We start from the raw sequence: 26,446 nt of genomic DNA on the forward strand, positions 1-26,446 counted from the left end.
TGAGGGATACAGAAAGAAAAAGGGGTTTTGACAGAAATGGCAGGAAGAACGAAGAGGACAGCAGAGAGGGAGACGAGAAGGGACAGGCGGATACCGACGACCAGGTATGAGCCGGACTACCGGGAGGGACTGACCAGCCGTCAGGTGCAGGAACACCGCCTGCACGGCTGGGTCAACCGCGCGGTGGAACCGCCTTCCAGGACGACGAAGGAGATCATCCACGAAAATGTATTTACATATTTTAACCTGATCTTTGCCGTGCTGGCGGTGCTGCTCTGCCTGGTCGGCTCCTTCCGGGATCTGACATTCCTGCCGGTCATTATTGCCAATACCATGATCGGTATCATACAGGAAATCCGCGCAAAGCAGGTGCTCGACAAGCTGACAATGCTCAATGCGCCCCGGGCGGCTGTGGTGCGTGACGGGAAGCGGTCCGTGATCGATGCGGAAGAACTGGTGCTGGATGACATCGTGATCTTTAAGGCAGGAAATCAGGTCTGTGCGGACGCCGTCGTCTCAGCGGGGGAGGTACAGGTCAATGAGTCCCTGCTCACGGGAGAGGCGGACGAGATCACAAAGCGCAGAGGAGACAAGCTGATGTCCGGGAGCTTTATCGTCTCCGGGCAGTGCCACGCAAGGCTGGACAAGGTGGGAGAAGATTCCTATATCTCCAGGCTGACGCTCCAGGCGAAGGAAATGCAGGAGGGAGAGCAGTCCGAGATGATCCGCTCTCTGGACAAACTGGTAAAATGTGTGGGCGTGGCGATCATTCCCATCGGGCTTGTACTGTTCTCCCAGGCGTTCTTTATCCAGCACGACGGCTTCCGGGACAGCGTGACATCCATGATCGCGGCGGTGATCGGTATGATCCCGGAGGGGCTTTATCTCCTGGCGAGCGTGGCCCTTGCGGTGAGCGCGGTCCGGCTGGCGCAGAAAAAGGTGCTCCTGCATGATATGAAGTGCATCGAAACCCTGGCCCGCGTGGATGTGCTCTGTGTGGACAAGACCGGGACGATCACGGAGAATACGATGAAGGTCCAGGCAGTGTCTGAGACGGATGAGTATGATGAAGAGAAGATGGAGCCGCTGCGGGTGCTGATCGGGGATTTTGCGGCTGCCATGACAAAGGATAATATCACCATGGCAGCGGTGAAAGAGTATTTCACAGAGAATTCAGGGCGGACGGCACTCTCGAAGACCGGATTTTCCTCTGCCACAAAATACAGCAGCGTGACATTTTCGGATGGGGCCTATGTGCTGGGAGCGCCGGAGTTCGTGCTGAAAGAGAAGTACGGAGAATATGCGGAAGAGATCACAGAACATGCGTCCACAGGGGCCCGCGTCCTGGCATTCGGGACTTATGACGGAGAGATCGACGGGAAACCGCTGGACCATGCTATTGTGCCTCTGGGATTTGTGATGCTGGCAAACCCGATCCGCGAGGCTGCGCAGGAGACTTTCGAATACTTTGCGGAGCAGGGAGTGGAAGTGAAAGTCATCTCAGGGGATAACCCGGTGACCGTGTCAAATGTAGCGAAGCAGGCCGGGATAGAAAACGCAGACAGATATGTGGATGCCTCTGAGTTGGAGACAGAGGAAGAACTGCGGGAGGCTGTATTGAAAAACACAGTGTTCGGGCGTGTTACTCCGAACCAGAAGAGAAAATTCGTGCGCATCCTCAAGGACGCAGGACATACGGTGGCGATGACCGGGGACGGCGTCAACGACGTGCTGGCGCTCAAAGACGCGGACTGCAGTATCGCCATGGCTTCAGGGAGCGAGGCGGCAGCCCAGGCGTCCCAGCTCGTGCTGCTGGAGTCGGATTTCTCCTGTATGCCACAGGTCGTGCTGGAAGGGAGAAGGGTAGTCAACAATATCCAGCGCTCGGCAAGCCTGTTTCTCGTGAAGAATATCTTTTCCTTCCTGCTGAGCCTGATCTCTCTGGTATTTATGTTTACCTACCCGTTGGAGCCGTCGCAGATCTCGCTGATCAGTATGTTCACTATCGGCGTCCCGGCGTTTTTCCTGGCCCTGGAGCCGAATAAGAATATCATCAAAGGACATTTCCTTACGAATGTATTCCTGAAAGCGCTCCCGGCAGCGGTGACAGACGCACTGGCAGTGGGCGCTCTGGTCGTCTTCGGGCGTACCTTCGGCGTGGACTCAACGGACATCTCCACCGCGGCGACCATGCTGCTGGCGATCGTAGGATTTATGATCCTGTATAAGATCAGCGCTCCGATGAATAAGATCCGTGTGGGGATCCTGGCCGGATGTATCGCGGGACTTCTGTTCTGCAGCATCTTCCTGAAAGATCTGTTCGCGATCACGGGCATGACTATGGAATGTGTGATGCTGTTCGTTGTGTTTGCCATTGCCACGGAGCCGGTACTGCGGTATCTGACCGTGCTGGTGGAGAAGATGAGATTTTATTATCTGAAGCTCCGTGGAAGAAATACAGAAGAGTAAGACCGGATAACGGCAGGGCTAAAAAGCGCTGCAATAGAAAAAACGCCTTGACAGGTCTCTGACAGGACCGACAGGGCGTTTTTGACTTTTGATCTGCTATGCCTCAGAGGGCTCCCGGGATGGGGTCCTGCCGAATATCAGGCGGAATATAAATCTCACCAGAGGGCCTGCAAAAAATATCTGCCAGAAAAATGCCATCGGAAAATTCATCACTGTTGTCTGGAGCCATACCGCAATGATCTGGCTTCCGCTGTCTTTAAAGAGGATCGTGGCTGCAAGGCTCATGAGCGGGCACATCCATGCCACGGATACCGCTGAGATCGTAAGGATCAGATGGAATGGATTTTCTTTCGCAGGATCAACGAGACGGAAAGCAGTCCTTTTCGCGATCATGCCTACGAAGAAAAAGTCAAGCACAAAAGCGATCGGAGCCATGATGACAAGTTCGTGGAAGGCATCTGTAAATACATGGTTCTGCATCCCTCCGATATTAAGAGCAATGTTGTAGCAGATCATGACATAGACCATTACAAATACCATGAGTACCGTAAAAATGATTTCCTGAAATTTTATTTTTGGCATAAAAAACCTCCGTAATGATGATAGAATAACAGAAAATTGTGTTGTTCGTTCATCATTCGGAGAATGTACGTTTCCAATTAGACCAATTTTTGCTGCCGGATGATTCTATCATACACTGTCAAAAAAAGTCAAGAAAAAATAATGGCGCTTCAAAATCAGTTGAATAAACAGGGATTTCCATATATAATACAACTCTGGGAAAAACGCCGGCAGAAGTATATGAAAACTGTCAGGCGCGCGGGATAAAGGAGTTTATTTGAAATGAGCATATTAAATGTGGAACACTTGTCACATGGTTTTGGGGACCGGGCGATCTTTGAAGATGTGTCTTTTCGTCTGCTGAGAGGCGAGCATATCGGTCTGGTCGGCGCAAACGGCGAGGGAAAATCAACCTTTTTTAAGATCGTGACCGGAAAGACAGAGCCTGACGCGGGAAAGATCGAGTGGGCGAAGAATGTCCGTGTCGGCTATCTGGATCAGCACGCGGTGCTGGAGAAAGGGATGACAGTTCGGGATGCACTGAAATCAGCGTTCTCCTGGCTGTTTGAGCTGGAGGAGAAAATGAACGGGATCTGCGACCGGCTGGGAGATGCGGACCCGGATGAGATGGAGAACATGATGGAAGAGCTTGGGACGATCCAGGATACCCTGACCATGCATGATTTCTATGTGATCGACGCAAAGGTGGAAGAGGTTGCCCGGGCGCTGGGGCTTCTGGACCTGGGGCTGGACCGGGATGTGACGGACTTAAGCGGAGGACAGCGCACCCGCATCCTTCTCGGGAAGCTGCTCCTGGAGAAGCCGGATATCCTTCTTCTGGACGAGCCTACGAATTACCTGGATGAAGAGCATATCAGCTGGCTGAAACGGTATCTGACAGAGTACGAGAATGCCTTTGTCCTGATCTCTCATGATATCCCATTCTTAAATGATGTGGTGAACATCATCTACCACATGGAAAATCAGAGCCTGGACCGATATGTTGGAAATTATGATGATTTTCAGAGAGTGTATGAGGTGAAGAAGGCGCAGCTCGAGGCAGCGTACAAAAGACAGCAGCAGGAGATCAGCCAGCTTAAAGATTTTGTGGCAAGGAATAAGGCGCGTGTCTCCACGAGAAATATGGCGATGTCCAGGCAGAAGAAGCTGGACAAGATGGATGTGATCGAGCTTGCGGCGGAGCGCCCGAAGCCGGAATTTCATTTTAAGATGGGTCAGACGCCGGGAAAATATATCTTTGAGACAAAGGATTTTGTGATCGGTTATGACGAGCCCCTGTCAAGTCCGCTGAACCTGTCCCTGGAGCGGGGGCAGAAGATTGCCCTGACCGGAGCCAACGGGATCGGAAAGACCACGCTCATCCGCAGTATCCTGGGACTTGTAAAACCTTTGAAAGGGACTTGTGAGCTGGGGCAGAATATTTCGGTGGGATATTTCGAGCAGGAGGGAGACGGAAAGAACACATCGACCTGCATTGAGGAGATCTGGAATGAGTTTCCGTCATTTACACAGTACGAAGTCCGGTCCGCCCTGGCAAAATGCGGGCTCACGACCAAGCACATCGAGAGCCAGGTGCGGGTCTTGAGCGGCGGAGAGCAGGCAAAGGTGCGCCTGTGCAAGCTGATCAATAAGGAGACCAATGTACTTATGCTGGACGAGCCCACGAACCACCTGGATACAGACGCTAAAGAAGCACTGAAGCAGGCGCTTGATGAGTACCGGGGGACCGTGCTCCTTATCTGCCACGAACCGGAATTTTACCGGGATATCGTGCATGAGGTGTGGGACTGCTCCAAGTGGACGACACGGACTGTATAGTGCAAAAATGGACGATAGTATAGTGTCAAAATAGACGATACGGACTGTACAGTGTCAGGCGGCATCAGGCGGAAGGAAGAGCGGGTCAGGGCAGGAGCAGGGAGAAAAGGTTCTCCAGCCCGAAGCGCCCCTCATCGGCAAGCAGCTCTTCCATGAGAAATTTGTTCTTGTCTGAATGCTCTACTTCCCGGGCGTACCGGCATGCCGTGCGCAGGATGGTTTCCCTTGTGATATCCGGGTTTTGGAGCCATTCCGCCCGCACAAGCTCGCGGATGAGGATCATGCCTGCGAATGAGAATTTCATCTTCCCATAGGCATCCGCATTGTACACTGCGCCGCAGAAATAAGTAAATACAAAATAGACAAGAAGCTGTTCTGCCGTCTGTTCGGTGAACAGGTCTGAAAAAGAACGTTCCTCCTCTTTTTGTAAGGCAGGGGCGTTTTTTAGTGTCCTGCGTGCATCCACAAGGTAAGGCATCCAGTCATCCCGGAGCACCTCCAGGCGGTCAAGGATAGAAAAGAGGGCGTTCTCTGCCACGCGTCTCCTTTCTGCATGGCCTTCCCCGTGCTCCAGAGATGAGAGGCGGGATCCGAACCAGGTCCACATGCCGGGAGAAGAATATCTGTCAAACAGGCTGTCCGCTTCGCAGAGCGCGTTTTTGTCGATCCGCTGCTGGAGGTCATGGGAGAGGGCGAGAGCTGCCGCTGCACGGATACGGAAAGGATGTGCCCGGTCCTGGAGGATGCGCAGGATCAGGCTGCGGGCGTCTTCCAGTTTGGTGAACAGGAAAAAGTCAAAGTCTTCATACGGTTCATCCTCTTTCTCATCCTCCGCATGTAGAAGACGGACAGGCTCACCGCAGTTTAAGATCAGATCCGCGGCAGCCGGGCAGGAGAGGGAGAGCGAGATCTCCCGCAGTCCCTCGAATTCTTCGATATGTCTCGGATAGGTGCGGCAGGTCCGGCAGAACGCCCGCTGGCCGCCACCCTCCAGATAAAGGTCGCAGAGGTTGTTTTCATTCAGGAATGCGCATCTTCCGGCATACTGGCGGAAGCATCCTTCTTTCCAGTTGATCTCGTTTTTCAGGCGGTTTCCAAGAGGGCCGTTGTTCTTTCTGTATTTTTTCAGGGAGAACGGATCGATCTGGATCTGCCATCCCGCACAGCATGTGTCCGGACATTCCCCGGCGATGCATGTGAATCCTTTATAATAATGAGGTACTGTATACTGCATGTTCAGATAACTCCTTTCGTACAGAACACTATTATAAACAGGTCTGCGGATATTTTAAAGAGCATACGGGAGATAAATTTCCTGTATCCGTGCCCCTTGTATTTGCGGGCGGGAGGGTATATCATTGTCTGGGAAAATGATGAGTGAGAAAGAAGATAAAGGATGGAGAATAAAATAATAGAGATCAAAGATTTTCATGCGCCCGAGCTGGATGTTTATGCCCGGCTGACAGAGGCACAGCTATTGAATAAAGACAATCCGCAGGAAGGGATGTTTATCGCGGAAAGCCCGAAAGTGATCGGCAGGGCGCTGGATGCGGGATATGAGCCGGCCTCTTTTCTTGTGGAGCAGAGGCAGATAGAGGGAGAGGCAAAGCCGGTCCTGGAGAGATGTCCGGATGTCCCGGTCTATACGGCGGAGTTTGATGTGCTGGCGCAGCTCACGGGATATAAACTGACGCGGGGGATGCTCTGTGCGATGCGGAGAAAAGAACTTCCCGGCGCGGCGGAGATCTGCTCCGGCGCGGGACGCATCGCTGTGCTGGAAAATGTGATGAACCCGACCAATGTAGGCGCGGTCATCCGCTCTGCCGCGGCGCTCAATATGGACGCAGTGCTCCTCACGCCCGGATGCAGCAATCCTCTGTACCGCAGGGCAGCGCGCGTGAGCATGGGGACTGTGTTCCAGATCCCGTGGACATTTCTCCGGGAACAGGAGTCCGGGTTATGGCCGGATGAGGGAATGAGATATTTAAAAGAGCTGGGATTTAAGACCGCATCTATGGCGCTCCACGACGAGTCAGTGGATATCGACGACAGGAGACTGGGAGATGTGGAAAAACTTGCGGTTATACTCGGGACAGAAGGAGAAGGACTCAGTGACAGGACGATCGCACTGAGCGACTATACAGTCAAAATCCCCATGTCCCACGGCGTGGATTCTCTGAATGTGGCTGCGGCAAGTGCGGTAGCGTTCTGGGAGATGGGGAGAAAACCGAGAAACATGGGATAAAAGAAAAATTCGGGAAAAGAATAGGATAGAAGAGGAAGGGTGATTATCCATGAGACAGAAAGTATATTCCAAAGATATTATCCTTGTGCTGGCAGCCACCTTTTTCTATATGACGAGCCCCATGCTGGTGACGCCGCTGATCACAGGATTTACGGAGAGCATCTGCGCCTCGGCCGCTCTTATGGGGCTGGTCGGGGGACTGATGAATCTTGTGTCCTTATTCTGCCGTCCGGTCGCGGGGAATCTGGCGGACAGGATCAGTAAATATAAGCTCTCGTTTATAGGGGCAGTATTTATGACAGCAGCATGTGTGGGTTACATTTTCGCGCCAAATGAAATTGTTGTCATCATTGCGAGGATCATTAACGGATTCGGATTCGCCTGCTGCTCAGTGTGTATGGCAACCTGGATGTCCAATATGCTGCCAAAAGAGAAGATCGGTTCCGGGATGGGCTTCTACGGGACTATGAACGCCCTTGCCATGGCTGTCGCGCCGGCGATCGGGGTGAGCGCCTATCAGGCATTCGGTTACCGGGTATCCTTTGTCATCGCCCTTGTATTTTCGACAGCGGTCATTGTTGTGATCCAGTTTATCGGCGACAAGGGGGAGCCGGAAAACGGAGGAATGGAAGGCGCTGATGCTGCAGAACCTGCCGCTGAAAAAAAGAAAAGGCGGCTGGAGCTGATCGATGTCAGGGTGGTCCCGATCGCGCTGATCATCATGCTGTTTGCGATCCCGTACTGCGCGACTCAGTCATTTCTCGTGACTTACGCGGAGGTCAGGGGCCTGGATGTCTCGGTGAGCCTGTTTTTTCCGGCATATGCGGTCGTGCTGATCGTGCTGCGCCTGTCACTGCGCAATCTGTTTGACAAGCTGCCTTTTTATGTTTTTCTGATCGCAAGTGCGCTGAGTGAACTTTTGGCGATCCTGCTCCTGACTGTAATGAAAAATAATGCGGTCATGCTTCTTGCCTCGTGCTTCCTCGCAGGCGGGTACGGGATCATGAGCTCTGTGTGCCAGTCCACTGCGATCCTGCTTGCGGGGAAAGAGAAGAGGGGACTGGCCAACAGTACCTATTATATCGGCCTTGACCTTGGGATGACGCTGGGCCCGGTGATCGGCGGGGCGCTGTACGGAGGGCTGGATATCGGGTGGTTTTATCCGGTGCTGATGGCGACGATGCCGCTGGCGGGAGTGGTGTATATCGCAGCAGGAAGAGGGAGAAAGTCATTGTCTAAGAAAAGTTGACTGATTTTTTGACAGGATGCTTACAGGTTTGGTCCTGACCGGCAGCTCGCCGGGTGAGGATCAGAGAAAGGAGAATGGAATGGCAAATATTATCGACATGCTGGATGAATTACAGAACCGGGCGCTGCGCGAGCCCGATGTCAGAGAAAAGCTTCTTTCCACAAAGAGTGAAAGGGATCCTCTCAGCGCGTTCTGCCGGGTGTGCCGGGAGCTTGGGTATGAGATCTATGAGATGGAGCTCGTGTGCGCGGGAGAGGAGTTTCACGCGGCGATGAAGCGGAGTACAAACGGCGGCGGGGAGAACTCCCCCATGATCGCCGGGGAAGATGACTTTTACGAATTATTTATGGCAAACCTGGAGTGAGAAAATGAAAAAGCAGACATTGAAAACTTATTTCGGCTATGACTCCTTCCGCCCGGGACAGGAAGAGATCATTGACCATATCCTTGCAGGGGAGGATGTGCTTGCCGTGATGCCCACCGGCGCGGGAAAGTCTCTTTGCTATCAGCTGCCCGCCCTTCTGATGCCCGGGATCACGGTGGTCGTATCGCCCCTGATCTCCCTGATGATGGACCAGGTCAAGGCGCTGAACGAGGCGGGGATCCATGCGGCTTACATCAACAGCTCCCTGACAGAAAACCAGACTGCAAAAGCGCTGGAACTGGCGAAGGCGGGCAGGTATAAGATCATCTATGTAGCGCCGGAGCGGCTGGAGACGCCCCGGTTTCTTGATTTCGCCTGTCATACGGAGATCTCCATGGTCACAGTGGATGAAGCCCACTGCATCTCCCAGTGGGGACAGGACTTCCGGCCCAGCTATGTGAGGATCCTTTCCTTTATCCGCCAGCTTCCCCTGCGGCCGGTCGTCTCTGCTTTTACAGCCACAGCCACGGAGCGGGTGCGGGAGGATATCCTTTCCTCGCTGCAGCTTGAGCATCCGTATGAGACAGTGGCTGGCTTTGACCGGGAGAATCTGTACTTTGAAGTGCAGAAGGCAAAGGATAAGAAAGAGCGGATCCGGGCATATCTGGAAAACCACAGGGAAGACAGCGGGATCGTCTACTGCGCCACAAGGAAAGGTGTGGACGAGCTGTATATCGATCTGGAAAACGCAGGATTTTCTGTGGGAAGATACCATGCAGGAATGGGCGCGGAAGCACGGCGGACCAGTCAGGAGGATTTCATCTATGACCGGGTAAAAGTGATGATCGCCACCAATGCATTTGGAATGGGGATCGACAAGTCAAATGTGCGGTACGTCCTTCATTACAACATGCCCCAGAGCATGGAGAATTACTATCAGGAAGCGGGCAGAGCAGGACGCGACGGCGAGCCCGCGGAGTGTATCCTGTATTATTCGCCCCAGGATACGGTGATCAACCGTATGCTCCTGGAGAGCAAGGAGGATTACAGGGAATACACAGTGGAAGAACTGCGGATGATCCAGGCCCAGGACATGGAGCGCCTGCGGAAGATGGAAGGCTACTGCACGACTGCAAAATGTCTCAGGGCATACATACTGAACTACTTCGGGGAGAATGCAGAAGAATCGTGCGGAAACTGCTCCAACTGCCTGGAAGAATTCGATGAGATGGATGCTTCGGAGGCAGCGGCGGATGTGGTCCGGTGCGTCCGGTCCTGCGGACAGCGTTTCGGCATGAATGTGATCGCGGGGACGCTGCTTGGGGAGAATACCGCGAAGATCCGGAATTACCGGATGGATCAGAGCACGGTCTACGGAAAGCAGAATAAACTGGGGCAGACGATGATAAAAGAAGTGATACGCGCCATGCTGGAGCAGGGGTATCTGCGGCAGACACAGGATAAATATTCCCTTTTGAAGCTGACGGAGAAATCCGGGCAGCTCCTGGACGAGGGGACTCCGTTTATCATCCGCTATAAAAAAGAAGAAGAGAAAAAGGGTCCGGGGCTGAGCGGAGCAGGAAAGCGTTCTGCGCAGACAGAAGAACTGACGGAAAAGGGAAGAGAGCTCTTTGAAGAGCTGCGCAGGTTCCGTATGGAACTGGCAAGAGAGAGGTCCGTACCTCCGTATGTGGTGGCGTCGGATAAGACTCTGCGGGATATGTGTGTCAAACTGCCCCTGAACGAAGGAGAAATGCTGGATGTTCATGGAATGGGGGCTAAGAAGCTGGAACAGTACGGCGGGCTCTTTCTGGAAAAGATCCGTTCCGTTACCGGAGGAGACAGAGAGGTCTGGGGACCGGTTCGTGAGAGTGACAACCGCATCGAGAACGAGGACAGCGTGAACGGAAGCGGGGAGACGCCCCTGACAGAAAAGAAGATAAAAGGGAAAAAGTCACCGTTCTGTCTCACAGAAGAGATCCTTGCCGGGATCCGGTATGTGCCGGAGACCACGATCAGCGATTTCGTCGCACAGATCAATGAATTAAGAGACGAGAAGCTGATGAAACGGCTGACGATCAAACAGCTTACAGAGAGCCTGCTGGAAGAGGGCTGTCTGGAGCAGAAGTTCCAGAATGGCTATACAAGGAAATTCCTGACAGAGAAGGGGCGCGAAGCCGGGATCCGGGCGGAGGAGAGGATCAGCTCGAACGGAAATCCTTATGAGGTGTTCCTTTATACGGAGGAAGGACAGAAATATCTGGTGGGATTAATGAAACGGATGAGCGGGACAGATGTGAAAGCTTGCGAACTGTGATCAGGAATCCATATGGCAGATAGAAAAGAAATTTATTCATATTTTCGTCTATATACTTTAAATATGGAGGGAACAATATGGATCATTCAAATACAATACATTCTTTTGTCGCTGTCATCGGCGACATCAAAGATTCCAGGCTTCTGGAAAACAGAAAAGAAGTACAGCTCCGTCTCCGGGAAGTGCTGGAGAGGCTGAACGAAAATTATAAAGAGGAGATCGTGTCCAGGTTCCTGATCACGCTGGGAGACGAGTTTCAGGGGCTTTTGTGCAGCGGGAAAGCAGTCCTGGACATGATCAATGAGATCCGGATGGAGATGTACCCTGTGCGTCTGCGCTTTGGGATCGGATTCGGGCAGATCACGACGGACATCAAGACAGAAATGGCGCTGGGCGCGGACGGTCCGGGGTATTACCGGGCGCGCGAGGCAGTGGAGCTTTTGAAGGAGCGGGAGAAGAAGAACCGGCCGGTATTGGCGGAGCTCTGCCTTAAGATGGATGAGAAACTGCGGGACAAAGAGATACTGCTGAACACGGTCTTTGACCTGATGTATGTGGTGGAGAGCGGCTGGACAGACCGTCAGAGAGAGGTCATATGGGATATGCTCCTCCATGGGGACGGCCAGCAGAACACAGCCGGCAGGCTGGAGATCACCCAGTCGACCGTCCAGAAGACACTGGCGGCGGGAAGTTACTACACCTATGAAAGCGCGCTGAGAAACGCGGCGAAGATACTTGGAGAGATAAGGGATGATTAAATCAGTTTTTACAGTGCTGTTGTGTGTGCACCTGCTTGGAGACTTTTATTTTCAGACGCAGAAAATGGCGGACAAAAAGCAGGGGCAGTTCTCCTGGACGATCTGCCACTGCCTGATCTACGGCGCGGGTTCATGGCTTTTGATTTTCCTTTTCCTGCACGGGATGAAACTGCGGTATGTCCTGGCGTTTGCCGCTGCCCACGCTGCGGTCGATATCGTGAAATATGCGGTGTGCCGGATTTTCAGGGAACGGCGTCCGCAGCGCTTCTGTTCCTTTAGGACCAGGCGTGCGGCACGGACAGAATGGCAAATGCATACATACGGCTGAAGGTTATCTATAGGTGATAAATAAGAGGAACAGATAAGGAGGACATCCGGATGAAGTTTTTTCATCTTTCAGACCTGCACATCGGCCTGAAGCTCTTTAACCGGGATCTTCGGGAAGATCAGGAATATATTTTACGGCAGATCACGGATCTCGCGGTCCGGGAACAGCCGCAGGCAGTGGTCATAGCGGGAGATATCTACGACAAGGCGGTGCCGTCCGCGGAGGCGGTGGAAGTGTTTGACCGCTTTATTGCAGGGCTCAATGCCGCACTGCCGGACACCGCGGTGATGATGATCGCCGGAAACCATGACAGCGGTCCCAGGATCAACTGTTTCCGCAGCGTGCTCTCGCGGCAGAACGTGTACATGATCGGCCAGCCGCCGCGGGCGGAAGGAGAGCAGATCGAGAGAGTGACACTGGAAGATGAGTGCGGCCCAGTAAACTTTTATCTGCTGCCCTTTGTCCGGCCGTCCATGGTAAAACAGCTCACCGGAGTAGATGAGAACGGCAATAATCTGTCCTATGACGAGACGCTGCGCCGCCTGATCGGGCGCGAGGAGATCGACCTTTCCCGGCGGAATGTGATCGTCAGCCATCAGTTCTACCTTCCCGCGGGGACACATGCGGAGGACGTGGAGCGCATGGACTCGGAGATACGGACTGTGGGAAATATCGACCAGGTAAGCGCGGAGATCCTGGAGCAGTTTGACTATGCGGCGCTGGGACACATCCATAAGCCGATGAAAGCGGGCAGCGAGTTCATCCGCTACTGCGGCACGCCCCTTGCATGCTCTGTCAGCGAGGCGGGACAGCAGAAGGGGATCGTCATGGTGGAACTGGGGAAAAAGGGAGACAGGAAGACAACGGTCCTTCCCCTGGAGCCGCTCCGGCAGGTGCGCGTGATCCGGGGAGAGTTTGAGGAAGTGCTGGGACAGGCGTGCGGGGATTATGCAACCGTGATCCTGACAGACAAGGTGGATCTGGATGTGCTTGACATGCAGGATCGGATACGCAGCGCGTTCCCGAACCTTCTTGAGATCCGCAGGGAGACGATGCGCAGGGCGGACTATGGGAGGACGTACGCGGTTCAGGAGGAGCTGGATCCCTTTGAATTGTGCTGCGCCTTTCTAAATGAGCCGGATGAGGAGGAAAAAGCGCTCCTGCGGGATGTGATCAACACGGTACAGGAGGTGATGCAGGAATGAGGCCGCTCAGACTGACTATGCAGGCGTTCGGTTCCTACGGGAAGCGGACGGTCATTGATTTTGAACAGACGAACCAGAACCTTTTCCTGATCACCGGGGACACAGGGGCTGGAAAGACGACCATATTTGACGCTATTGTATTCGCTCTCTACGGGGAGGCAAGCTCCGGGATGAACAAGAAGAACGGGACAGAGCTCCAGAGCCAGTATGTCGACGCCGGGACAGAGCCTTACGTGGAGCTGGTCTTCGCAGAGGGAGCGGGAGACGGCAGAGGAGAAGACACGAAAACAAATGCGGAAGCATATGCGGAAAAGTACAGGGAAAAGTACACGGTCCGACGGGTGCCAAGGCATGTCCGGCCGCTGAAGCGCGGGACAGGGGTAAAGGAAGAGAGCGAGAGCGTGTCGCTCACCATGCCGGACGGGACAGAGTACCCGCAGAAAGAGACGGACAGGAAGCTGGAAGAGATCGTGGGGCTGACGAAGAGCCAGTTCATGCAGGTCGCCATGATCGCACAGGGAGAGTTCATGGAGCTTCTGCGGGCAAAATCCGACGACAAAAAGCTCATCTTCCGCAAACTCTTCCACACAGAGCTGTACGCAAAGATCGTGGAAGAGCTGGGGAAGCGGAGAAGGGAGAAACAGCAGGAGATGGGACAGATCCGCACGGTGTGCCAGACCGAGGTCTCGCATATCGATGTGCCGGAAGACGATGAGCAGGCGGAAGAGCTGAATGGCCTGAAGAAGCGTATCGTTTCCTCGGACCGGCTTTCCGCGGCGGACATGGAACGGCTGCTGGACGGACTAGAACGCCTCTGCGAAGTGTTAAAAGAACGCTGCGGCCAGGCGCAGAAGGAATACGATGGGGCGGAGCGGAACTATCTGAAAAAGAGAGACGCCCATACCGCAGGACTGCAGCTTTTAAAGCGGTTCGAAGAGCTGGAACAGGCGGAGCAGGAACTCGCCCGGTGCGCGGCGGAAGAAGCCGGGATCCGGACAGCAGAAGAGAAAGCACGGAAGATCAGCAGGGCGTATGAGATCCGCTCGGTATATGAACGGTATCTGGATGCAGCCCGGACTTTGGAGAACACGGGGAAAAACCTTGCAGAGCAGGAGGCGGCGCTTCCAGTTCTTACAGAGACATGCCGGGCAGCGCAGGGAGAGGCAGAGTCGGCGAAAGAAGAGCTTGCACTGGAGATCCAGAAGTTCACGCAGGTATCCGAGAGAGTGCAGAAGTCTCTGGATATTTTCAGCAGGCTCCGGCAGGCAGAAAAAGAAGTTTCCCTTGCACAGGAAGCATGCCGCCGTGTAGAGCGGGAGGCGGATGACGCACAGAAAAAGATGCAGGCTCTTGAGGAAAACGAGCGTCAGTGGAGAAGCCAGGCGGAATCTCTCGCCCAGGCAGAAATCCGGCAGGAACGCTGGCAGGCGGAATGTGCAAAGGCAGAAGCGCTGGGAAAAGATATCGAAGCGGCGAAAACTTCCGCCAAAGAGGTGCAGGCGCAGAGGAATACAGCGGACCGGGCAAGACACGATTTTGCCGGGACAAGCAGCATCTATGAGACGAAGGATCAGGAATATGAGACAGCGAGGCGTATCTTCCTCAATGAACAGGCAGGGCTGATTGCCAGAGAACAGCTCCGCCCGGGAGAACCTTGTCCTGTCTGCGGCTCTCTGGATCACCCCCGTCCCTGTGAGATCAAAGAGGAACACAGGGATCTCAGCCGGGAAGCGCTGGATGCGGCGGAGCGCGAAGTGGGACGCTTAAGGCAGGAGCAGGAGAAGGCGGCGTCAGCCGCGCAGGCAGCGACAGCCCTTCTGGAAGAAAAGGAGAAGAGCCTCCGGGAAGAGCTGCTCAGGCTGCGCCAAAAGCTAAGCGAAACTCTTCCGGCAAACGAGGAACTCCAGGCGTTCGGAGAAGCGAAGACGCTGGGACAGGCGGAAGAAATGCTGGGCGTATGGAAGAAGTCTCTTGACAGGGAAGGCGGCCGGCTGGCAGAAGATCTGAAGACTCTGAAAGAGCTCCGGGGATATCTGCTCGGGATCGGGGAGAAAAAGGCGGCGCAGAAAACAGCGGCAGAAGAGGCAGCCCGGAAAGCGGTGGACGCAAAGACTGCATTTGCCGCAAAGCAGGCAGAGTTTAAGCATCTGGAATCCTCACGGGATTATCAGAGCGAGGCAGAGGCGCGGGCAGAGCTTGCCGGTGCGGAAGAGAGGCGGAAGAAGGCAGAATCCGTTTCCGGAGCCGTGGAAGAAAAAGCGCAGAAAGCGGAGTCTGCCAGAGCGAAGGCAGAGGCGCTGATCAGCCGGTACCGGTCAGAACTTCCTTTGCAGGAGAAAGAGTGCATCCAAAGAAAAGACAGCTACGAAGCGGTCATGGAAGAAAAAGATCTTTCCGAGGCAGAGTGGAAGGAACTGACGGAAAGCTATACCCGTGATGATGCGGAGACACTGCAGGGACAGGCGGATGCATGGCAGAAACGGAAAACAGCCGCCGTGAGCAGACGGGATGCCGCAAAAGCCGCGGCCGAAGGACAGGAGCGCCCTGTGCCGGAGGATTTGAAACAGGCGGCGGAAACGGCGGAGAACGAGATGAAGGACGCGAGGGCGCATCTGGAAGAAGTCAGAAATTATTACAAAACAGACGTTGCGGTGTATGAGTCGCTGAAACCGGTCATGGAAGAGCGGGGGAAGATCATGGAAGAGCACAGGAGGCTGGACGAGCTGTACAACCTGCTCTCCGGAAACGTGACCGGAAGCCGCATGGACATCGAGACTTATGTGCAGCGCTGCTATCTGGAGCGGATACTCTATGCGGCGAACCGCCGTTTTGACGAAATGTCGGCAGGGCAGTTTGAACTGCGGATGTTTGACATTGACAAGGCGGGAAAAGGAAAGAACCGGGGGCTTGACCTGATGGTCTACTCTACGGTGACCGGGAAGGAGCGGGAAGTGCGCACCCTCTCCGGCGGGGAGTCCTTTATGGCGGCTCTGTGCCTGGCGCTCGGCATGGCGGATCAGATCCAGGAGAGCGCGGCGTCGGTCAATCTGGACATGATGTTCATAGACGAAGGCTTTGGCTCGCTGGATGAGCACTCCCGGGACAAGGCGGTCCGGGTGCTCCAGGAGATGGCGGGCGGCTCCAGGCTGATCGGGATCATCTCCCATGTGACAGAGCTGAAGCAGGAGATCGAGGATCAGCTTATCGTGAGAAAGGACGAAGAGGGAAGCCATGTGAGGTGGCAGATCAGTTAAAGGGAAGTGTTTTGTTTCTTCCCGCATATCTGTCAAGAAGGCCGGATCAGCAGAAGATGGCAGAGAAGATCATGCGGCGTTCCCTGATAGGAATCCCTGCAGGCGGAAGATCTGCAGGAACTGAAAGGCTATAAAAGAGCTCAGCTTGTTACGGTGTGGGATAGGCCTGATGAGAAGGTCAGTTCAGAACAGGAAATGTGGGTGCTGGATGAAAATAGGATTCTTCTTGTGACGTATGATGAAGATGGGACGGTGAAGGAAGCGGATATACAACAATCTTGCCAATGAGGATACCAGGAGAACCACTGCCCACATTTTTTAGGCTCGCTATAATTGCTCAATGGCTGATATCGCTGCTTCCGTGCTTGCACGGCTGAAAACTATTTTGAGCCTGATGGAGTTCTCCAGCCGAATGAAGGACTACTACGATATTTATTATATCGCCAGCAAGACAAAAATTGGCAGTGTCCCTCGTCGGGCAAACTATTATTGCACCGCGAACTATATTCCCGGCGCGATAAAAATGGTAACAATTTGGCTGAGACCTAAAAACGCGGAAATTTGATAGAGATTTGAAAAATGATTGCTAAAATCATTTCTGGAGGTGTTGAAATGACACAGACAGTCATGGTAATAGATGATGAAATTGAAATCCTAGATATGCTGAAACGATATTTTTCTCTTGAAGGCTATCATGTAATTACTGCCGCCGGAGGAAAAGAAGCATTACAGAAATTAGAAAAACAGCCGGATATCATCTTACTCGACATCAATATGCCGGATATAGATGGTCTTTCACTATGTAAGAGCATACGCAATTTTATTTCCTGCCCCATCCTGTTTTTAACAGCGAATGCAGATGACAGCGACAAAATCAAAGGCTTTGGTGCTGGCGGGGACGATTATATTGTAAAACCTTTTTCTATTGACGAACTGGGAGCGCGGGTGTCTGCACATTTACGCCGCGAAAACCGCAGTAAAACAAAGTCCCGCGTTTTGTTCGTTCATTCTGGCATTGCTGACATTCGTTTTCGCGAACATGAAGTAATGTTGTAAGCATAGAAAGACCACCCCGAAACTTTGGCGAGCGAAAGGGTGGCGATTCTATAAAGTTATTCTTTCGAGGTCAACCCCTTGTGGGCGGTTGCTCCTTTTATATTTACAATATAGCATATTGGCTATTTTGATTCAAGAATTTGATACGAAAAGTTTTAATCATCAGTTAGCCGGACGTTACAGTTCCCTCCCTAACCGCCGGACTGGAAAAACAATCCTCTTGACCCGCAAACATTTGTTCCCCCATAATAAACGCAGAGGAGGCGAACAAAAGTTTGAAAAAGAAAAAGCGAGTGATTTTTCACGTTGATGTTAATTCGGCATACTTGAGCTGGGAAGCAGTGTACCGACTTCATCACCTGGGCGGGCACACAGATCTGCGTGAGCAGGTCTCCGCAGTAGGCGGGGACGCGGCGCTGCGGCACGGGATCATCCTGGCGAAATCGATCCCGGCAAAGCGGTATGGTATCCGGACCGGCGAAACGATCGTGGAGGCGCGGAGAAAGTGCCCGGATCTGATCCTTGTCCCGCCCAATTACGGGCTGTATGAGAAATGTTCGGCTGCGTTTATGGACATTCTGAGACAGTACTCGCCGGATGTAGAACAGTATTCCGTGGACGAGGCATTCGTGGACATGAGCGGGACAGAAGGGCTGTGGGGCGGCGCTAAGAGCGCTGCCGAGCGGATCAAGAATCAGATCCGGGATACGCTTGGATTTACAGTTAATATCGGGATCTCGGAAAATAAACTGCTGGCAAAGATGGCGTCCGACTTCCGCAAGCCGGACCGGGTCCACACTCTGTGGAAGGAAGAGATACCGGAGAAAATGTGGGGGCTTCCTGTCATCGACCTGTTTTTCGCAGGGCGGGCGACCGCAGATAAGCTGTTCCGGCTTGGCATCCGGACTGTGGGAGAACTGGCCCATGCGGACCCGGCGCTCCTGAAACTGCACCTGAAGAAGCACGGCGAGGTGATATGGGCGTTTGCAAACGGGATGGATGTGTCGGTCGTCCAGTCGGAACCGCCGGCGAATAAAGGATACGGCAATTCGACGACCATTGCCTTCGATGTGACAGACGCTTCCACGGCAAAGCTGGTCCTTCTGGCGCTGGCGGAGACCGTGGGGACCCGGCTGCGGGAGGCGCAGGTGAGGGCGGAAGTGATCGCAGTCGGGATCAAGTCCTCTGATTTTAGTTATAAGAGTCATCAGATGATACTGAAAAACGCCACGGACATTACGTCGGAAATACACAAGTATGCCTGCAGGCTTTTTGATGAGCTGTGGGACGGCGCGCCTATCCGGCATCTCGGGCTCCACACGAGCCGCATCCGGGACGGTGTGGATATGAGGCAGATGGATCTGTTCGACGAGACGGATTATGAGAAGCTTAAGAAAAGAGACGCTGCTGTGGACCAGATCCGCAGAAGGTACGGCATCGACTCCGTGAAGCGGGCGGCGTTTACAGAATGTCCCATCGATCATATGAGCGGCGGGATTTCCCGGGAGAAACGGTCAGTGGACTATACAAAGATCAGGGTATCATAAAAGGAAGGGAACACGACACTTACAGCGGGGAAATACAGACAGTACAGAGGTGAGCAAAAATGAGCATGGGGATCGGGACAAATGCCCGGAAGCCGGATGAAGGAAAACTGAAGAGGGAGAACCTGCGTGAGGTCGCCTGCGGAGTGTGGTTTACGAGCACCGGGACAGCAATGCCGAAGATGATCAAATATGAGGACGACGAGGGGATGATCCGCAGCGTCGGGCAGATCCATGTGCAGACGAGGGAGAAGAAGTATTACTGCGGCATCCCCATCCATGAGTACCGGTGCAGCACAGTGGCGCAGGGGCAGGAATACCTTTTCCGTCTGTATTATTATGCAGAAGAAAACCAGTGGAAATTAAGCTGGGAGAGCGGAACGTGAGTGACAGACCTGTTATCTAGGGGTAGAATAATAAGAGAGAGATCAATAAGAAAAATATAAATGAGAAAAATATATACAAAAGAACATTTAAGCGGGAGGGAACGGAGAAGATCATGTGCGGGCGGTATTATGTGGATGAGGAAACAGCGAAGGAGATCCGGCGGCTGGTGCTGAAGCTGGATCAGAGATTTCAGGAAAAATCGGATCAGAATATGGCGCGGAAAATGGATCAGAATATGGCGAGAAAAATGAACCGGAATATGGCGCGGGAAGCGGAGCGGAAGATGGATGCAGAGGCATTTTACGGAGCTGCAGGAAGAATTGGGGCTGTCTTCCCGTCGCAGAAAGCCACGGTGATCATGGAAAGGGAACGTCATCTGGAGGCGGAGCGGATGCTATGGGGCTTCCCGCGGTTTGACGGCAGAGGTCTCCTGATCAACGCCAGAGCGGAAACCGCCGCAGAGCGCCGTACTTTCCGGGAGAGTGTCCTGCACAGGAGATGCGTGATCCCGGCAAAGGGATTCTGGGAGTGGAACAAGTCGAAAGAGAAATCCTGCACAAAACGCCCGTACTTCTGGAACGGGAAGCGGAATATGAACAGATGAGCCTGTTTTAGCTTTGTATCTGAGGCATTTTATGGTAAACTGGTACGGTAGGCGGCAGTGGACGAACTGCTGCGCCAGAAGAAATTTACGGAATGATATATGAAGGAGTCAGATTATGCCAGTTTATGATTTTAATAATTCTCCGGCAGGTTCCAAAGAGCCTGTCTGCACCTATACGGTTTTCTATACAAATGAGCCCGAAGCGTCCGCGGAACATCCGCTTCTCGTCCTTGACAACAGCGCCGGGGAGCTGAAACACCATTCCAATGGTGTGTTCACAAACCCGATCCGTCGGACAGCTTTTGAGTTCCAGGGGGAGGACGGCGCGGTCAGCGCGGATATCCTGCGGATCGACGCCCGGTTCGTAAGCCTGCTGAAATGGATGGGGGAGAACCACATCAATGTGCGCCTCTCCGGCGCGGCGCGCGGCAATGAGTATGCGGTGTATAAAATCCGCGAAATCGCTTTCGGCGGCGGGGTGAAGCTCTCCGCGGAGGACGGATTTCTCCAGTTCATGATCGAGCGTCTTCTCTCCAGCGACGCGCCCTCCGAAGAAGTGCCGGATGAGGACGAGGAGGAGACCGGCGACAGCATGAAGCTGACAAGCATCCAGAGCATTACGGATTTCATGACCTGTGCGGGAAGGACACTGCCGGACAATATCCGCCTCTGGGCGCGGCGAAATCTTGCGGTGGCGCGCTCACATGAGGTGTCCGCAGAAGAGCGCCGCCACGCCCAGCGCGCGCTGTCTATCATGATGAATATCCAGTGGAAGGGAAATTATTTCCCGCCGGTGGACCCTGACGAGGCGCGCCGGATACTGGACGAAGAGCTGTACGGCATGGAATCTGTGAAGCAGAGGATCATTGAGACTATCATCCAGATCAACCGCACCCATACCCTGCCGGCTTACGGGCTTCTCCTGATCGGTCCTGCAGGTACGGGAAAGTCTCAGATCGCCTACGCAGTGGCGCGGATTTTAAAGCTGCCGTGGACGACCCTGGACATGAGTTCCATCAACGACCCGGAGCAGCTTACCGGAAGCTCCCGGATCTATGCAAACGCAAAGCCGGGCATCATCATGGAGGCATTCTCCATGGCGGGCGAGTCCAACCTTGTGTTTATCATCAATGAGCTGGACAAGGCGGCCGCGGGAAAAGGAAACGGCAATCCGGCGGACGTACTGCTGACCCTGCTGGACAACCTTGGATTTACCGACAATTATATCGAGTGTATGATCCCCACAGTAGGCGTGTACCCCATCGCCACTGCCAATGACAAGGATCAGATCAGCGCGCCGCTCATGTCCAGGTTTGCGGTGATCGAAATCCCGGACTACACTGCGGAAGAAAAGAAGGTCATCTTCTCCAAATACGCGCTCCCGAAAGTGCTGAAACGGATCGGCATGCAGGAGAAGGAGTGTACCCTGACTCCGGACGGGCTGGACGCGGTCATTGACCTGCACAGAAACACAAGCGGAATCCGCGACCTGGAGCAGGCGGCAGAGCACATCGCGGCGAATGCGCTGTACCAGATCGAGGTGGATCATGTGGAGTCCGTGACATTTGACGGGGCGATGGTGAGAGCGCTGCTTTCCTGAAATAAACCCGGGGATGCATCCGGAACAGGTGTGCAGTTGATTGATGAAAAGATTCTTGCGGTAAGAGGTGTGATGAAATGAGCAGGATCAGGATTATAAAGAAAAACGATGAATACAGCTCCGAGTACGAGGTCGGAGATATTTTTGAGATCCGGGGGACATGGTACGGCGGCGTACATATCACGGGGAAATCCGGCGTTCCGGTCTCTCTGGACAAAGGAGAGTATCAGGAGCTGGACACAGAACCCGAACCGGAGACAGAAGAGGAAGAGTTGAAAAGGGATATCTGTGTTGGCGATATTGTGCAGCATTTTAAGAGGGAGTGGGTGTCCGCCGACACCTCGGAATATCTGTATAAAGTGCTTGCCTTCGCCCACCACACGGAAACCGGGGAGCGGCTGGTCATCTACCAGGCGCTCTACGCGCCGTTCAAGGTGTGCGCAAGACCCTACGCCATGTTCATGAGCGGGGTGGACAGGGAAAAGTATCCGGACATCCGGCAGAAATACCGGTTCGAGAAAGTAAAGGTGTGAGAAGATGGCGTCAGAGAGAACGGACGAACTGTACAGGCTTCTGCTGGAGAGGGGCTATCCGAAGGAGTTCTGCGCGGAGATCGCGTATAAAAATATGAACACGGATTACACCGCCACAAGGATGATCGGGTATCTCTACCGTGTGACAAACCCGAGACTCGAGGATCTGGTGGATGAGATGCTGGCAATCTTAAGCGACAGGGATGAGATTATGCGGAAGAAAGAGATGGAGCATGCCCAGGCGGTGATCAATGACATCTATAATAACGGGCTGTAAAGGCGGGAGTTTGGTTTCAGGATATTTCAGAGATATGGAGGCGGATGCGATGAGCGGACTGCAGAGATTTACAGATGCGCAGAAAATGGACTTTGACACCGCGCTGGCGGAAATTCGGAATGGACGTAAAGAGAGCCACTGGATGTGGTATATCTTCCCGCAGCTTTGCGGGCTTGGATTCAGCAGCATGTCAGAGTATTACGGGATAAAAGATCTGAAGGAAGCGGAGGATTTCCTGAATGACCCGTATCTGGGTGGAAATTTGAGGACAATCAGCAGGGCTCTGCTGGAACTGAAGACCGATGATCCCCATCAGGTGTTCGGAAGCCCGGATGACCTGAAGCTGCTTTCGTGCATGACACTGTTTGAGGCTGCAGAGGGGAGAGGCGGAGTATTTACGAAGGTGATTGAGAAGTATTATAAGGGAAGACGGGATCAGAAGACGGAGAAGATGCTGGGGAGAGGATAAGAGAAAAAAGAGAAAATGATGGTCTAATCGATGACGTGGAATTTTAAATGTCGACGACTGAAAAAGAGTTGTAGATATGTTAACCTAAGAAAGTTGATATCATGAGCGTATGAGAGTGGATACAGAATTTAGTTTAAAGCGTAGGTATTATATGCGTTTAAAAAGAGACATCAATTAAAAAAGAGCGGTGATGTGGATTTATTATATATTTAAATTATTACTACATTGATATAGAGGAGTACATATGAATTATATTGATCAAGGAACCGTTATTTATGGTATGCGTTCCGAAAAATATCCAGAGAAGATGTGTTATGCAATTATTATTTCGGCAAGATGTGATATATCAAATGATAAAATATCAAAATTATACTATTTAACTGCTGTAAATGCGAGAGAATGGTTTTGTACCGAAAATGGTTTTAATGAAGTCTATAGTAAAGTGCTTGAGGACAAAAAGAAAAACTTTAAAAATAGTAATAAAAAGTACAAAATTAATTTTGACCTTCTTTTGACAATGCCTTATGAAACAGCTGTAATAGTTCTTGAAAAGAATGAAAAAAATGAGAAAAAGAGAGCAAATTTAATAGGTAGTTTTACTGAAATATATCAGTATGTGGGTCCTTTAAATTTTGATAGTAGAAGAAAATTTGTTAAAACAAATTCTTCACCTGCGGTTAAATTTTTAGATAAAATTGTTAAGGGGCATATTAATCACTATTTTTTCTTGCCTAAAAGAGTATACGAAAATAGTGAAATAGGAAATGATGGACTTATTGTTGATTTGCAGGAAATTGGAATACTGTCAATGTATGATGCAAAATGTTTAAAAAGTCCAGGAATAGATTTTCAGATACTTTCTGAGATGGATACTAGTGAACAGGAAAGATTAACTAAAACTTATTGGCTTGAGAATTGCGATGATTTTGTAGAAATAGAGGGAGTGGTTCGTTCTCCTTGGTGTGAACTCCTTATGCAAAGATTTTCCAATGATTTTATTAGAATAGGTGTTGACGGAACTAACGAACATGATTATAAAGAGTTAATAAATCAAATGTAGAAAGGATGGAAAAACTGTGATAAAATATTTACTTTTTGATCAACGAGCAATTTCACTTATAGTAAGTAGGAGTACTTTGCAAAGTGTTGAGTATAATCAAGGAATGAGATTGGTACAACATATTTGTGGAAAAGGAAATTCAGAAATACTTGAAGATGTTTATATTGAATATACTAAAGATGGAATACTTTTTGTAGGTAAGAAAACTGATTCGGATCAGACAGAAAAGGGAGATAGAATTTTCTGCGTAGACTTGACAACATGTAACATCTTATCGGAGGAAAGTAATCCGGCAAACTTGCTTATTGTAATGCAAAAAGTTTTTAGAACGGCTTTAAAGATTTGGAATAGGCAACCCTTTTCTTCGTCAGAACGAATAAATCAGACAAAGTCAATAGTGTTTCCGTTTGTAATTCCAGATCGACGGAGACTTGTAATAGAAAGATCAAATAATGTTGATCGTTTGATGAAAAGGAATATCTGTTTTCCTCTGTTAGCATATAAGTATAGTTCTGAAGATCCCCATGGCGAAGAAAAAGTTGATACTTCAATTTTAGCAAAAGCAGGGGAAGAATATATTGCGAAAAGGTATCAAATACAAGGACTATTTCCTGTTACAGAAACATATACTAATACTGATTCAACATCAGCATTAGGACAGACTGTGGGGGGAAAATTGGAGAGAAAAGACAACTTTGCATATTGGAATTATAGAACCCAATATAAAAATCTTACAGAATCTCAAAAATATATTGTTGATTATGATAATTTAGATCGGCCTTTAAGAATTGACGGGGCAGCGGGAACCGGTAAGACTTTATCTTTATTAATGAGGGCTTACAGACTTCTTGTTTCTTATAAAGAAAAAAAGCAGCCATACCGAATTATATTTTTTTCTCACAGTGTATCAACTTGTGAACAAGGAAAAGAGATTTTTAGTAACTATCCTTTGGGTACAAGTTTTATGGATCCTTCAAGTAAACAAACTATTAGATTTACGACTCTTTTAGAATTTTGTGAGAAATTTTCGGAAATAGAAAGTACATCAGTTTTAGACTATGATGCAGGAAATGCAAAAAGCTATCAATTACAATTAATTCAGCAAGTTTTGGAAGAAGCAAAGAATAATTATACTATAAATACATATTTACCATTACTATCAAATAATATTCAAGAGGTTTTTTCTGATTTAACAGAAGGTTCTATACAGAGTGTCTGTTCGATTTTACAACATGAATTTAGTATACAAATTAAAGGAAGAACAGACTGTACATTAGAAAAATATATTGAATTACCGTCAATTCAAAACGGATTATTATGTGAAAGTAAGACAGATAAAGAATTTATTTTCCGTTTATTTACGGAATATCAAAAGATTTTGAATACTTATAATAATTTTGATGTAGATGATGTTATTTTAGAAACTTTATCGAGAATGAATGCACCGGTTTGGAGACGTTTAAGATTTGAAGAGGGGTATGATTACATTTTTGTAGATGAGATGCATTTGTTTAATATAAATGAACAAAGTGTATTTCACTTTTTGACCAAAGATTATAATAAAAAGGATATTCCTATATGTTTTGCGCTAGACTACTGTCAAGCTATAGGTGACAGAGGGAATACTACAAATGATTATATAGAAAACGCATTTGGAAAAATTGAAAAAAAGAAATATCATACGGTATTTAGAAATAGTCCTCAAATTGCTAATTTTTGTGCGTCTATTGCGGCTTCAGGGGTACTTATGTTTCAAAAATCATTTGTGAATCCGTATGATACAGCACAAAATAATTTTACAATGCAAGAAGAAAAGAAGGCTCAGGATACACCGAGATTATACATGTTTAAAAATGATGATGCAATGCTGACGGCATTAGGCACCCAATTGGATGAATTAATGAGAAGTTTGCAGTGCAAAAAAAGGGAAATAGCTATTATTTCATTTGTATCTCAATTAGCATCTGCAGAGGGGGCAAAAATAGTATCTGAACGTATCAAAAAGAAAATAAGATTTGTTGATGACTACTGTAGTGTTCCAGAAAATGAATTTATACTTACTTCGCCATATTCTATTAATGGTCTGGAATTTCAAGCTGTAATTTTACTGGGAGTAGATGAAGGTCGTGTTCCACAGACAATAGGAACTAACGATATATCACAACATTTTGTGAAATATTCGGCATACAATTTATTGTATTTATCTGCATCTAGGGCAAAATATTGCTTAAAAATTATGGGGAGTTTATTAAATGGACGATCATCGTGTCTTGAACATTCCATTGAAGCTGGGTATTTAAAAGTATCGGAACAATAAAGTGATTAGA

22 protein-coding genes are annotated in these 26,446 nt (G+C 50.7%); 20 read left to right on the plus strand and 2 right to left on the minus strand.

Annotation, left to right across the window (positions count from 1 at the left end; all coding sequences use genetic code 11):
- Positions 1 to 36 precede the first annotated feature (36 nt).
- Entirely contained in the window at positions 37 to 2,469 is a 2,433-nt protein-coding gene (locus B5G27_RS00325) for a cation-translocating P-type ATPase (protein ID WP_087177695.1), read from the plus strand.
- A gap of 96 nt (positions 2,470 to 2,565) precedes the next feature.
- Here B5G27_RS00325 and B5G27_RS00330 read toward each other — a convergent pair whose 3' ends face one another.
- On the minus strand, positions 2,566 to 3,051 hold the full coding sequence (locus tag B5G27_RS00330) for a DUF2798 domain-containing protein (protein WP_087177004.1): 486 nt from the start codon (positions 3,049 to 3,051) through the stop codon (positions 2,566 to 2,568).
- A gap of 261 nt (positions 3,052 to 3,312) precedes the next feature.
- Between B5G27_RS00330 and B5G27_RS00335 the strand changes: the two genes are divergently transcribed.
- The gene (locus B5G27_RS00335) at positions 3,313 to 4,869 is read left to right on the plus strand and encodes an ABC-F family ATP-binding cassette domain-containing protein (RefSeq protein ID WP_087177005.1); all 1,557 of its coding nucleotides are present in this window, start codon (positions 3,313 to 3,315) and stop codon (positions 4,867 to 4,869) included.
- Between the two features lie 85 nt (positions 4,870 to 4,954).
- Here B5G27_RS00335 and fliB read toward each other — a convergent pair whose 3' ends face one another.
- Positions 4,955 to 6,103: a flagellin lysine-N-methylase gene (gene fliB / locus B5G27_RS00340; RefSeq protein ID WP_087177006.1), complete on the minus strand. Its 1,149-nt coding sequence runs from the start codon at positions 6,101 to 6,103 to the stop codon at positions 4,955 to 4,957.
- A 162-nt stretch (positions 6,104 to 6,265) separates the two neighbouring features.
- Here fliB and B5G27_RS00345 point away from each other — a divergent pair, with 162 nt between their 5' ends.
- From B5G27_RS00345 to B5G27_RS00435, 18 genes are all read left to right on the plus strand, one after another.
- A complete protein-coding gene (locus B5G27_RS00345; protein ID WP_087177007.1) occupies positions 6,266 to 7,114 on the plus strand; it encodes a TrmH family RNA methyltransferase in 849 nt (282 codons plus the stop codon).
- A 49-nt stretch (positions 7,115 to 7,163) separates the two neighbouring features.
- Positions 7,164 to 8,363 carry an MFS transporter gene (locus tag B5G27_RS00350; RefSeq protein WP_087177008.1) on the plus strand — a complete coding sequence of 400 codons (1,200 nt, stop codon included), beginning with the start codon at positions 7,164 to 7,166 and terminating at the stop codon, positions 8,361 to 8,363.
- A gap of 79 nt (positions 8,364 to 8,442) precedes the next feature.
- Positions 8,443 to 8,727, plus strand: a complete 285-nt coding sequence (locus tag B5G27_RS00355) for a hypothetical protein (protein ID WP_087177009.1) — start codon at positions 8,443 to 8,445, stop codon at positions 8,725 to 8,727.
- Between the two features lie 4 nt (positions 8,728 to 8,731).
- The gene (gene recQ / locus B5G27_RS00360; protein WP_087177010.1) at positions 8,732 to 11,044 is read left to right on the plus strand and encodes a DNA helicase RecQ; all 2,313 of its coding nucleotides are present in this window, start codon (positions 8,732 to 8,734) and stop codon (positions 11,042 to 11,044) included.
- A 77-nt stretch (positions 11,045 to 11,121) separates the two neighbouring features.
- The gene (locus B5G27_RS00365) at positions 11,122 to 11,802 is read left to right on the plus strand and encodes a SatD family protein (protein WP_087177011.1); all 681 of its coding nucleotides are present in this window, start codon (positions 11,122 to 11,124) and stop codon (positions 11,800 to 11,802) included.
- The gene (locus tag B5G27_RS00370) at positions 11,795 to 12,130 is read left to right on the plus strand and encodes a DUF3307 domain-containing protein (RefSeq protein ID WP_087177012.1); all 336 of its coding nucleotides are present in this window, start codon (positions 11,795 to 11,797) and stop codon (positions 12,128 to 12,130) included. Before B5G27_RS00365 ends, B5G27_RS00370 begins: the two co-directional genes overlap by 8 nt.
- 50 nt (positions 12,131 to 12,180) lie before the next feature.
- On the plus strand, positions 12,181 to 13,335 hold the full coding sequence (locus B5G27_RS00375) for an exonuclease SbcCD subunit D (RefSeq protein ID WP_087177013.1): 1,155 nt from the start codon (positions 12,181 to 12,183) through the stop codon (positions 13,333 to 13,335).
- The gene (locus B5G27_RS00380; protein ID WP_087177014.1) at positions 13,332 to 16,589 is read left to right on the plus strand and encodes an AAA family ATPase; all 3,258 of its coding nucleotides are present in this window, start codon (positions 13,332 to 13,334) and stop codon (positions 16,587 to 16,589) included. Before B5G27_RS00375 ends, B5G27_RS00380 begins: the two co-directional genes overlap by 4 nt.
- Positions 16,590 to 17,168: 579 nt before the next feature.
- The gene (locus B5G27_RS00390; RefSeq protein WP_242958174.1) at positions 17,169 to 17,645 is read left to right on the plus strand and encodes a response regulator transcription factor; all 477 of its coding nucleotides are present in this window, start codon (positions 17,169 to 17,171) and stop codon (positions 17,643 to 17,645) included.
- A gap of 275 nt (positions 17,646 to 17,920) precedes the next feature.
- Positions 17,921 to 19,192 (plus strand): DNA polymerase Y family protein, encoded by a 1,272-nt coding sequence (locus tag B5G27_RS00395; protein ID WP_087177016.1) that lies wholly within the window; start codon positions 17,921 to 17,923, stop codon positions 19,190 to 19,192.
- A gap of 59 nt (positions 19,193 to 19,251) precedes the next feature.
- Positions 19,252 to 19,575 carry a hypothetical protein gene (locus B5G27_RS00400; protein WP_087177017.1) on the plus strand — a complete coding sequence of 108 codons (324 nt, stop codon included), beginning with the start codon at positions 19,252 to 19,254 and terminating at the stop codon, positions 19,573 to 19,575.
- Positions 19,576 to 19,688: 113 nt separating this feature from the next.
- Positions 19,689 to 20,180: an SOS response-associated peptidase family protein gene (locus tag B5G27_RS00405; protein WP_087177018.1), complete on the plus strand. Its 492-nt coding sequence runs from the start codon at positions 19,689 to 19,691 to the stop codon at positions 20,178 to 20,180.
- Positions 20,181 to 20,295: 115 nt separating this feature from the next.
- Complete coding sequence (locus B5G27_RS00410) at positions 20,296 to 21,780, plus strand: AAA family ATPase (protein WP_087177019.1); 1,485 nt, start codon at positions 20,296 to 20,298, stop codon at positions 21,778 to 21,780.
- Between the two features lie 77 nt (positions 21,781 to 21,857).
- Positions 21,858 to 22,313 carry a DUF1653 domain-containing protein gene (locus tag B5G27_RS00415; protein ID WP_087177020.1) on the plus strand — a complete coding sequence of 152 codons (456 nt, stop codon included), beginning with the start codon at positions 21,858 to 21,860 and terminating at the stop codon, positions 22,311 to 22,313.
- A 4-nt stretch (positions 22,314 to 22,317) separates the two neighbouring features.
- On the plus strand, positions 22,318 to 22,590 hold the full coding sequence (locus B5G27_RS00420) for a hypothetical protein (RefSeq protein WP_087177021.1): 273 nt from the start codon (positions 22,318 to 22,320) through the stop codon (positions 22,588 to 22,590).
- Positions 22,565 to 23,059: a DUF1810 domain-containing protein gene (locus B5G27_RS00425; protein ID WP_242958176.1), complete on the plus strand. Its 495-nt coding sequence runs from the start codon at positions 22,565 to 22,567 to the stop codon at positions 23,057 to 23,059. The genes B5G27_RS00420 and B5G27_RS00425 overlap by 26 nt, the downstream gene beginning before the upstream one ends.
- Positions 23,060 to 23,303: 244 nt before the next feature.
- Positions 23,304 to 24,119, plus strand: a complete 816-nt coding sequence (locus B5G27_RS00430) for a hypothetical protein (protein WP_087177022.1) — start codon at positions 23,304 to 23,306, stop codon at positions 24,117 to 24,119.
- 16 nt (positions 24,120 to 24,135) lie between these two features.
- Positions 24,136 to 26,436, plus strand: a complete 2,301-nt coding sequence (locus B5G27_RS00435) for a UvrD-helicase domain-containing protein (RefSeq protein ID WP_143449621.1) — start codon at positions 24,136 to 24,138, stop codon at positions 26,434 to 26,436.
- Positions 26,437 to 26,446 lie beyond the last annotated feature (10 nt).

Origin of the sequence: Lachnoclostridium sp. An76, assembly GCF_002161355.1 — a bacterium.
Taxonomy (GTDB): domain Bacteria; phylum Bacillota; class Clostridia; order Lachnospirales; family Lachnospiraceae; genus Mediterraneibacter; species Mediterraneibacter caccavium.

Bases quoted from the DNA above. Each gene is read 5' to 3' on its own strand.
- B5G27_RS00325 (WP_087177695.1), top strand. From the start codon at position 37: ATGGCAGGAAGAACGAAGAGGACAGCAGAGAGGGAGACGAGAAGGGAC.
- B5G27_RS00330 (WP_087177004.1), bottom strand. From the start codon at position 3,051: ATGCCAAAAATAAAATTTCAGGAAATCATTTTTACGGTACTCATGGTA.
- B5G27_RS00335 (WP_087177005.1), top strand. From the start codon at position 3,313: ATGAGCATATTAAATGTGGAACACTTGTCACATGGTTTTGGGGACCGG.
- fliB (WP_087177006.1), bottom strand. From the start codon at position 6,103: ATGCAGTATACAGTACCTCATTATTATAAAGGATTCACATGCATCGCC.
- B5G27_RS00345 (WP_087177007.1), top strand. From the start codon at position 6,266: ATGGAGAATAAAATAATAGAGATCAAAGATTTTCATGCGCCCGAGCTG.
- B5G27_RS00350 (WP_087177008.1), top strand. From the start codon at position 7,164: ATGAGACAGAAAGTATATTCCAAAGATATTATCCTTGTGCTGGCAGCC.
- B5G27_RS00355 (WP_087177009.1), top strand. From the start codon at position 8,443: ATGGCAAATATTATCGACATGCTGGATGAATTACAGAACCGGGCGCTG.
- recQ (WP_087177010.1), top strand. From the start codon at position 8,732: ATGAAAAAGCAGACATTGAAAACTTATTTCGGCTATGACTCCTTCCGC.
- B5G27_RS00365 (WP_087177011.1), top strand. From the start codon at position 11,122: ATGGATCATTCAAATACAATACATTCTTTTGTCGCTGTCATCGGCGAC.
- B5G27_RS00370 (WP_087177012.1), top strand. From the start codon at position 11,795: ATGATTAAATCAGTTTTTACAGTGCTGTTGTGTGTGCACCTGCTTGGA.
- B5G27_RS00375 (WP_087177013.1), top strand. From the start codon at position 12,181: ATGAAGTTTTTTCATCTTTCAGACCTGCACATCGGCCTGAAGCTCTTT.
- B5G27_RS00380 (WP_087177014.1), top strand. From the start codon at position 13,332: ATGAGGCCGCTCAGACTGACTATGCAGGCGTTCGGTTCCTACGGGAAG.
- B5G27_RS00390 (WP_242958174.1), top strand. From the start codon at position 17,169: ATGATTGCTAAAATCATTTCTGGAGGTGTTGAAATGACACAGACAGTC.
- B5G27_RS00400 (WP_087177017.1), top strand. From the start codon at position 19,252: ATGAGCATGGGGATCGGGACAAATGCCCGGAAGCCGGATGAAGGAAAA.
- B5G27_RS00405 (WP_087177018.1), top strand. From the start codon at position 19,689: ATGTGCGGGCGGTATTATGTGGATGAGGAAACAGCGAAGGAGATCCGG.
- B5G27_RS00410 (WP_087177019.1), top strand. From the start codon at position 20,296: ATGCCAGTTTATGATTTTAATAATTCTCCGGCAGGTTCCAAAGAGCCT.
- B5G27_RS00415 (WP_087177020.1), top strand. From the start codon at position 21,858: ATGAGCAGGATCAGGATTATAAAGAAAAACGATGAATACAGCTCCGAG.
- B5G27_RS00420 (WP_087177021.1), top strand. From the start codon at position 22,318: ATGGCGTCAGAGAGAACGGACGAACTGTACAGGCTTCTGCTGGAGAGG.
- B5G27_RS00425 (WP_242958176.1), top strand. From the start codon at position 22,565: ATGACATCTATAATAACGGGCTGTAAAGGCGGGAGTTTGGTTTCAGGA.
- B5G27_RS00430 (WP_087177022.1), top strand. From the start codon at position 23,304: ATGAATTATATTGATCAAGGAACCGTTATTTATGGTATGCGTTCCGAA.